The 8080-nt window shown below is 32.4% G+C and carries 13 protein-coding genes; 10 read left to right on the top strand and 3 right to left on the bottom strand.

What is annotated here, in order from left to right; translation table 11 throughout:
• Positions 1–193 precede the first annotated feature (193 nt).
• The 3 genes from phrK to V9L20_RS27345 are packed head-to-tail and all read right to left on the bottom strand — an operon-like array spanning position 194 to position 1643.
• Positions 194–316 carry a phosphatase RapK inhibitor PhrK gene (phrK, locus tag V9L20_RS27115; protein ID WP_004399440.1) on the bottom strand — a complete coding sequence of 41 codons (123 nt, stop codon included), beginning with the start codon at positions 314–316 and terminating at the stop codon, positions 194–196.
• On the bottom strand, positions 313–1428 hold the full coding sequence (gene rapK / locus V9L20_RS27110) for a response regulator aspartate phosphatase RapK (protein ID WP_129137677.1): 1116 nt from the start codon (positions 1426–1428) through the stop codon (positions 313–315). Before rapK ends, phrK begins: the two co-directional genes overlap by 4 nt.
• Positions 1429–1472: 44 nt before the next feature.
• Complete coding sequence (locus V9L20_RS27345; RefSeq protein WP_250634977.1) at positions 1473–1643, bottom strand: phage holin; 171 nt, start codon at positions 1641–1643, stop codon at positions 1473–1475.
• An 808-nt stretch (positions 1644–2451) separates the two neighbouring features.
• Between V9L20_RS27345 and V9L20_RS27105 the strand changes: the two genes are divergently transcribed.
• From V9L20_RS27105 to V9L20_RS27060, 10 genes are all read left to right on the top strand, one after another.
• Positions 2452–2661 (top strand): hypothetical protein, encoded by a 210-nt coding sequence (locus V9L20_RS27105; RefSeq protein ID WP_337298898.1) that lies wholly within the window; start codon positions 2452–2454, stop codon positions 2659–2661.
• A gap of 391 nt (positions 2662–3052) precedes the next feature.
• Positions 3053–3247: a hypothetical protein gene (locus V9L20_RS27100; RefSeq protein WP_337298897.1), complete on the top strand. Its 195-nt coding sequence runs from the start codon at positions 3053–3055 to the stop codon at positions 3245–3247.
• Complete coding sequence (locus tag V9L20_RS27095) at positions 3248–3394, top strand: hypothetical protein (RefSeq protein WP_164972541.1); 147 nt, start codon at positions 3248–3250, stop codon at positions 3392–3394.
• A gap of 355 nt (positions 3395–3749) precedes the next feature.
• The gene (locus tag V9L20_RS27090; RefSeq protein WP_029727200.1) at positions 3750–4259 is read left to right on the top strand and encodes a hypothetical protein; all 510 of its coding nucleotides are present in this window, start codon (positions 3750–3752) and stop codon (positions 4257–4259) included.
• Positions 4260–4689: 430 nt separating this feature from the next.
• A complete protein-coding gene (locus tag V9L20_RS27085; protein WP_154230817.1) occupies positions 4690–5628 on the top strand; it encodes a cyclic GMP-AMP synthase DncV-like nucleotidyltransferase in 939 nt (312 codons plus the stop codon).
• Between the two features lie 126 nt (positions 5629–5754).
• A complete protein-coding gene (locus V9L20_RS27080; RefSeq protein ID WP_337298896.1) occupies positions 5755–6096 on the top strand; it encodes a hypothetical protein in 342 nt (113 codons plus the stop codon).
• A 110-nt stretch (positions 6097–6206) separates the two neighbouring features.
• Positions 6207–6557 (top strand): hypothetical protein, encoded by a 351-nt coding sequence (locus tag V9L20_RS27075; RefSeq protein ID WP_337298895.1) that lies wholly within the window; start codon positions 6207–6209, stop codon positions 6555–6557.
• Between the two features lie 229 nt (positions 6558–6786).
• Positions 6787–7152 (top strand): DUF3775 domain-containing protein, encoded by a 366-nt coding sequence (locus V9L20_RS27070; RefSeq protein ID WP_029727203.1) that lies wholly within the window; start codon positions 6787–6789, stop codon positions 7150–7152.
• A gap of 31 nt (positions 7153–7183) precedes the next feature.
• On the top strand, positions 7184–7732 hold the full coding sequence (locus V9L20_RS27065; protein ID WP_337298894.1) for a hypothetical protein: 549 nt from the start codon (positions 7184–7186) through the stop codon (positions 7730–7732).
• A gap of 33 nt (positions 7733–7765) precedes the next feature.
• Positions 7766–7987 (top strand): hypothetical protein, encoded by a 222-nt coding sequence (locus V9L20_RS27060; protein ID WP_202412126.1) that lies wholly within the window; start codon positions 7766–7768, stop codon positions 7985–7987.
• The last annotated feature ends 93 nt before the right edge of the window (positions 7988–8080 follow it).

Raw genomic sequence — 8080 nt, 5'->3', positions numbered from 1 at the left:
CACCTAAAATAAAGAGCAATTCTATGAAATAATGAGCTAAGAGTAGTATGTGTCCAAAATTAGGGGGTTAACCCGCTCAGTTACGTTTGCAGGTACAGCGCTTCACAGAGCTGGGTTGACTGGTGGACATAAATCATAAAATAAAAGCCCACTCAAATGTATGAGTAGGGCTAAATTAATTAATCAACCTTTTTTAACCTCCGACAGGCCTTTCAGCTACCTGGATGTTAGATGGTGAATCTGTACTCAATTGCGTTAAAGCTACTCCACTTAAAATCACAGCTAAAATAGATACGCAAAGCACAAGTTTTTTCATAAGATTCCCTCCACCTGATTCATTTTCTGTTCAGCCCAAATTTTCGCATTGAAAAAGCGCGTTGCTTCTTCAAAAGCACCTATTGATTCAAAACTTTTTGCAGCTATGTAGGACAATTCATCTACACTTTCAAGTTCATTTTGTTGCTTTAAAAACTCAATATTACTAATACAATTATTGAAATTATTTTTTAATTCACCACAATAAAGGTTGTATAAGATGCTAATTTTGGCTTCGTATACTTTATTCTCCATTACTATGAGTCTTTCCTGTGCTTTATTGTAAAAATTAATGGCTTTCATTTTTTCGTCAATTTTAAAGAGTTCTTTAATCATCATGAATAAAGAATTTATATAATAAATTGAATGTAACCAAGATTCATTTCCTATTGCTTTTTCAAGAGATTCGATGCATTTATCAGGTTTATTCCAATCAGAATAAACGATGCTGAGATTGTGAAATAATTGAGCTTTTAAAAATTCATCTTTTGTTTCTTTTGCAATATCAATTGCTTCTAAGTAATATTGTTCTGCTTCCTCAAATCGATTCATATCAGCATAGTTTGCTGCTGCAATCATTGTTGATGTAGCTAGTTTGCATTTGTAATCAGGGTGTCGCTTATATATTGAAATTGCATTTTTTATATAATGTTGTGCCACAATGCTTTGTTTAACAAGAGTGTATAAGTAAGAGACTTTAGAGTAAAATTCAGCTGCTTCAATTTCATCTGGAATTTCTGCAAGCTTTTTTTCAGCTAATCCATATAAGTTAATTGCTCGATCGTAGTTTTTGTTGTATGCCTCATACATTGCTTCAAATAAATAAAAGTTGTATTCTAATTTATCATTTGTTTTTTTAATGAAGTTTTGATTGTCTTCAGTAAAATAGGTATGCTTTTGCAAAGGCTCTCCTCGTGAGGAATGCAGCAACATTTTATGTCTTTCTTCTAATAGACTATAATACGCAAGAACTTCTTGATCTTCTTCCATTTCATCAAAAAGTTTCTTTATCTCTGAATAATATTTTATTGACTCATCAACCTTTTGCTTTTTTATAGCAATGTACCAGTCATTCAGTGTAGTAGCGACAACTTCTGAAGCGATCTTACTCATCCAAACCCCTCTTTCTGAAAATTTCAAAAATCTCTCGAAAACAATCATAACATAGTCATTGAAAAAATTGTAAAAGGATGTAATGTTTTCTGCAATTTTTTCATTACGAAAAAAATACCCTCCTCAATTAAGAGAAGGGGAGGGGGTTTATCATAATCCATTGCTTGTTCACTATCAGAAATACCTTGAGTTGTTGGGTCAACCACAATTCCCATTGCAGTTAAAAGTTAGAAGGGCATTAAATTTCTCTGTTAAGTCGTCACCAAATACAGTCAAGTCATATAGTATATCTGTAACATGCGTATCGTAAAAATTTATAAACAATTAAAAAAGACAGTAAACATAAAGATTTTGATACTTTAATTAGTGAATAGGAGGTAAACGATCGTAAAACATAAGCGGGAGTAGGGGAAAGTGGTTGTTTTCAGGAGATATTGATAAAAAAGGGAAAATTTCAATAAGGAAAAACGTTGATACTATAGGCTTTTACGATAGCGATTACGATGTGAAAAAGGGTAATTTTGATGTGGAATTAGGAAAATGAAAATTTGGATAGGGTGTGGAAATGGAAGTGCTGTGGGTACATTTGTTCTTGCTTTTGAGTATTTGGATGTTAATATACCCCCACATATTGGTAGTTAAATCCCTATATAATAAGTCTTATACCTGCTTTTCAGTAACAAATATTGGATTTTGAGATTTTTTCGGCTGATTCACAAATTTGAATGAAAATCAAGGGCGAAATTAAAAAAATGAATAATTAAGAGGGTGTATAAGGCTGAATATTATTAATCGTTAATCGTTATCGTAACAGCAAAAAATGAATCGAAGACTTATTTTTATACAACTTAACGAATATCAATAACGATCTTATTCAATCATAATATCTAATAACCTAGAGCAAAGGCTGAATATATGAAAGGGTTATTTTAGATGGGCATATATAATAGAAGAAACTCGTCATAGATAAATCATTTAGATGGACGGTGAGGAACTTAAATAAGCTGCAGAAAGGAAGGTTATGTGGTTAATCAACCTATTGAATTTGATGAGGCCATTGTACGTTTCTTTAATGGTGAAGAACTAGCTGTTGTACATAAAACAACCGGCAAAAGGTTCAATGTAAATGTGAAAATGAAGCAGCTACCCGATGGATTTACATTGCAAACAATGGATGCATGGTTATGGAGTGAAATTGTTGAATGCATACAGCTCTTAGTTTTTGATCAGTAAGAAGCTTATTTTAAGAAAGAGTCAGCAACTTCAGAAGATATAGTTTGAAAATACGAATAACTTAGAATATTGTTATATGAAAGAAAGCGTACCGACAACTAAAGTTAGGACGCTTTTTTTGTTATGGCTACTAAATAAAACAACAATTTTATACATAGAGAGGGTGATCAAATGATTTCAATGGATAAATTAAGTCTGAGACTGCTCATTGAAAGATTGAGGTGGATTAAGAAAAATCCTATACAAGCTTTAGAAAGACTCTGCTATTACGAAAATGTTATAGAAAGACAGAATGAGACTATTCGGAAGCTTAGACAGGATAAGGAGGCGTTAAATAATGGCTAAATGTAATGATTGCGGCAACAAACGTTTTTTCTATCTTGAGGTATCAGTGACGGCGAAACAACTTATTGATACAACAGGTGGAGCGAGAAACGGGAAAATCTATGATGTTAATTATGCAGGGTTAGACAATATTTTCAATGAAGGGAATCTTATTTGCAAAAAATGTGAATCAAGGGACGTTGAACATGAAGATGGCGAAGGTGATTATAGGTTGTACAATAGAGATAGTGAGGAAGATTAGATGGAGATTGAATTAAAGAAAGTAAATGGTGTATTAAATAGCGTCTCACTTGAACTTTTGGAAGGCTCAAAAGAAAAAGATTCAGAAGTGATCGCAGTTCACCTGTCTTTATTAAAAGAAAGCCTTCCTTTTGGATATTTTGATTAGTGTCAATTCTGAATAAAACAGCAGTTTTAAATAGATTCTGACGGTTGTATAATTAAGGAAAAGAGAGGAGCAATGCGATGGAAATAATAAGCTTCAAATTCGAAGATTCATCATTTGAAATTCATGTTAGATATTCTGCATCTGGATTTAAACAAGATGATCGAGACATAATATCACATGTGCGAGAGCTAAGTATATCTATTCTAAAAGCTGCTACAGGGTTACGTTATTTCTTGAAAGGCAATACATATATCAAACATGAAGAAGATAACTCAGTCTACTGTTCTTTTGATCTTGATTAAAGTCAGATTAAGGTTCTGAAAAGATTAAATATTTTGATTAGGTAGGCGGGATTATGAAAAAGGTATCGATTTTTTTGCTTGGTGTAATTGGAATTATATTAATTGTATATTTTAGCAAGGATCATGAAGACTACACAGCTAACTCTTACATACAAGAAGAAGTCGTAAATGATGATTTAGGTCAATCTAATAACAAAGTTAATTCAGAAAAAAATGAGCACAACAATCAAAGTGAAGAAAATGAGGAATATCAAGAATATGATTCTATCGCATATAGACTATCCAACCGAGAAGTCGGGAATAGAAATGGACAACAAGAATATAAGTATACTGCATACTATGTTCCTAATGAACAATTAGAGGTCTATGGAAAAAAAGCTAATGGAATTGTAAATGAAGAGAACAAAGAAATAAAATTTTGGAGGTACGATGTTGACTTTGTACCTAGAAAGTGGGATTTAATTTTAGTTAAATACCCTAAAGGGAACCATAAGAAGTTTATAGATATTGATATTCTGTACAGTCCCATAGGTGAACCCTATCAATGGGATGGAGATAATTAGAAATCTGTTTCACTACTGTTAAATAGTAGATAAAGGTCAAGGAAACCTTGGCTTTTTTCATAGTCCAATCGTCGATATTCAATTATTAAAGTGCGGTGCTTTGATTGACTAAAAATTTAAAGCCCATAATAGATGAAAGAAAGATCAGTATACGTAAGCTATCCAAGAGATATTGATCATGAGTATCCGACCGTCAGAAAGCTTTACAATGACGAAATGGATCGGTATCCGAGCTGTTAGTAACGTCTGTACATATCTAAAGATCGAGCTGCAGGAATTGTTGATATTCCAAAAAGACAATAGCCATATCGATTACTCAGGATGAAAATGGTATACTAAAGTTACAAACATAGGAAGGAATTACAAGTTTTCTAGGTCTACATAAAATCGTACTTTTATTAGAATAGTGGGGTAATTCATTTTGTTTAATATGAATCTGTCATTTTTAAAATTTGTTAAACAAAATGTTGAAGCAAATGAATATGAGAAAACTTGTCTCATTAAGAAAATGGAAAAAGAAATTTTGAATTTGCAAAAAGGCATTGAGTATTTCAACAGTATGAATAATTCATCTTATAAGCTTCTGGAAGAACCATTTGTACAGGGCAGTATTGCAATGGAAACCACTGTGAATGGATTATTCTCAAAGAATGATATAGACATTTCACTCGTTTTCGATAAAGATGAAATCGATAAAAGTCCTGTTAAAGCAAAGAAGGCATTACTTTCAATGCTAAGACCCTTTGTTAATCAATCAGAGACACATATTGATTGCCATACAAATTGTATCAGATGTGTTTATAGAGATGGCTCGCATGTAGATCTTGCTGTTTACAGAAGGTATAAACTGAATTTAAGTGACGCTGATTACATTTATGAACATGGTGGTAGTAAGTGGAGGTTTTGGGAACCGAGAAAAATTGTAGAGTGGTTCCATTTAAAAAATGAGGAGTCAGGTGGTCAATTAAGGATTATTGTGAAATTACTCAAAATGTTCTGCAAATCCAGAAGGCACTGGAGAATGCCTGGTGGAATAATCCTAACCATTTTGGCAGTTGAAAACTATAGAGCAGTGGATCGAATTGATGAGGCATTTTATATAGTGATGCGAAACATCATAGAGCGTTTAAAGAGAAACAAAGAAATTTTAAATCCTTTAAATCAAGGTCAAAGCTTAATTCGTAAAAAAGAAGAGGAAGTTAAGGTGGAAAATTTGTACAAAAGATTATTCATCTATGTGACCAAATTGGACGACCTTTTTAAAGAAAGTTGCACTTGCGAATTAGCCAATACCTTATGGGGTGAATTTTTCAACCATCCTTATTGGGATCAAACGCAAGATAATAAAATGTTAGCTGCAAAATATTAAATAAAATCATTCTTCTAACAAGGTGCATCGGTTTAAAATTTCGATTTTAACTAAAAATGACGGGTAAATACCTTCACCAGAGGATTGCTAATAAAACTAATTATAGTAAGGAAAGGGGAATACAGGATGTATGAAAAAGTAAAGAGACTTGAACCGACCACAGAAACTAAAAGGAGGCTATATTTAACGTCTGGAAACCAATGCGCGTTTGAAGGTTGTAAAAAGATGATAATAAGTTCTGATGGAGAATTATTGGGAGAGATTTGTCATATTGAAGCAGCAATGCCAGGAGGCGAAAGGTTCAATCCGAATCAAACCAATGAGGAGAGAAGAGATTTTGACAATTTAATGATGTTGTGTCTTGATCATCACAAAATAACTAACAATGTTGATAAATATCCAGTTGAAAAACTTCAAGAAATGAAAAAAATCATGAGAAAAAATTTGCAGATGCCGTATCAAAACTAGAAAGTTCTATAGAGGATCTTACAGAAAAGCAGACTATCAACTTTTGCCAATCCCTAGAGGCGGCAAATAACATTTTACAGTGGGGCAATAATGAAGAAGAATTAAGAGAAATGGTCATTATAGTTAATAATGAAGCAGACAAATTAAAGAAATTGGTGCCAGACACACGCAGTGTCTTTTCTATAATGATAGAGAGGTCTGAGAATGCCGTGTTTTCAGTCGAAGAAGTTCGCCGTGTAGCTGGACTGACCCAAAATGAATTTTATCATCACTATAAAATGTTAAATAAATATTATTTTATTGATGAAGTTGAAGTGTTGGATGGTGATTATATATCTTCTTTAGAAACAGTTGATGGATGGCCTTTGTGGACAGATATTAAGAATTTTTGTGATTCAGGAAGTAATTCAGTTACGGTTAACGCAATTATCAATGATTTGAATTTTAGTCTTTTAGACTAAAAAAACAATATAGATTGGAAGTGAGAACACTTATTAAATAAAATTTGAAACCCATTTTAACCGAAAGAAAGACCACTATCAGGAAACTATCCAGAGATATTGAACTGAACAAGCTGTTGATATTCCACAAGTGATCGTAATTAAACCTGTTGCTGAGGGTAAAATCGTTGGAAAGGATCACGATTTTTATTGAATGTTTTATTACTTTTGAAGCAAAGGGGAATTAAGCATGACAATAACTATATATAGTCTTTTAGATGACAAACTTCCGTTAATTAAAAATGTTATTATGATTTCAGAAGAAAGAGAAAAAAGCACCCAAGATTACAAAGAAAAAGAGGTTGAGTTATATAGATTATTAGGGCGTATAGAATTTGAGGACTTAAAAACAATTCAAACTATAATGTATATTGGACGAGAACTTAATGGAGACGTTTATAATTCAGCACTCGACAGTTTTATGTCAATGAGAAATTCATTAGGTGACAATCCAAATAACAAAGATGATGATGCATATTTTATAGCAACTAAGCGTCCCTTACACAAGTATTTAAAAAATGGATTGGTAAGATTAGGATTTTTGGAATTCGAATAAAATTTCGAAAACTGAATAAAGGAGAGTTTATGTGAAGATAAGAAATAATATTAATCAAAAATTAAAGATTAGAATAAATAAATGTATTGATTTACTTGATACTGAATATAAAAAATTGAATTTCACTATAGACCCATATATATCTGCTAACAGGCTAGAGTATGAAAGGAAAAACAAACCTGATTTATCAGAGGAAACCTACGAGCAGATATTAAATGGTAGCGAAGTGGTAAGCGGTATAACTTTAGGTGAAAAAAAGAGGATTAAAATATTCCTGTTCATTTATAAGAATCTCGAAACTGATGCTAATGAGGTGCTAGGACTCATAGGTAATATATATCATGAAATTCGCCATGGATGGCAGATCGAACACAAGTTGTTTGATGATGAAATTGGTATTACTAAAATTGACGGTAACTTAGAAACTTATTTTGGACAAGTTGCTGAAAAAGATGCGTACACATTTCAACTAGAACAGATGCAAAAGAATGCAAATAAAATACTCGAAATATTCAATATTAATGATCGGGTACAGTACTATACCCTTAAAGAAGAAATAATGGATATTATAAATCAATAAAACTACGATTTTAAAGAGAAGCAGGGGGCAATAATGTTAAAAATGATTACTGTTTGGTATAAGTATTACGATGATAATGACCCTAAGTTAAACCATATTGAAGACGGCTGGTCAAAGGATGAGTACCCAAAACCAATTAAATCATCGTTTGCAAATCAAGAGGCTTGGAGAAAAAGCGAGTGGGAGAGAAAATATGCATATCTTGATGAAAAATGTAGAGTAGTGGATGCGACTAAGGCTATTTGGCTTAAGTAAAGTTTTGTATTAATAAGGTTTCTATTTAGCCCCCTAATGAATTTGGACACCTACTAAGAGTGGTTTTATACTTAAGGTTGCCAAATAAGGGGG

Origin of the sequence: Variovorax sp. CCNWLW225, from assembly GCF_037204045.1 — a bacterium.
Classification (GTDB): Bacteria; Pseudomonadota; Gammaproteobacteria; order Burkholderiales; family Burkholderiaceae_C; genus Variovorax.
The sequence above is the reverse complement of the archived record's forward strand: the minus strand, read 5'-3'. Positions and strand labels throughout refer to the sequence as shown.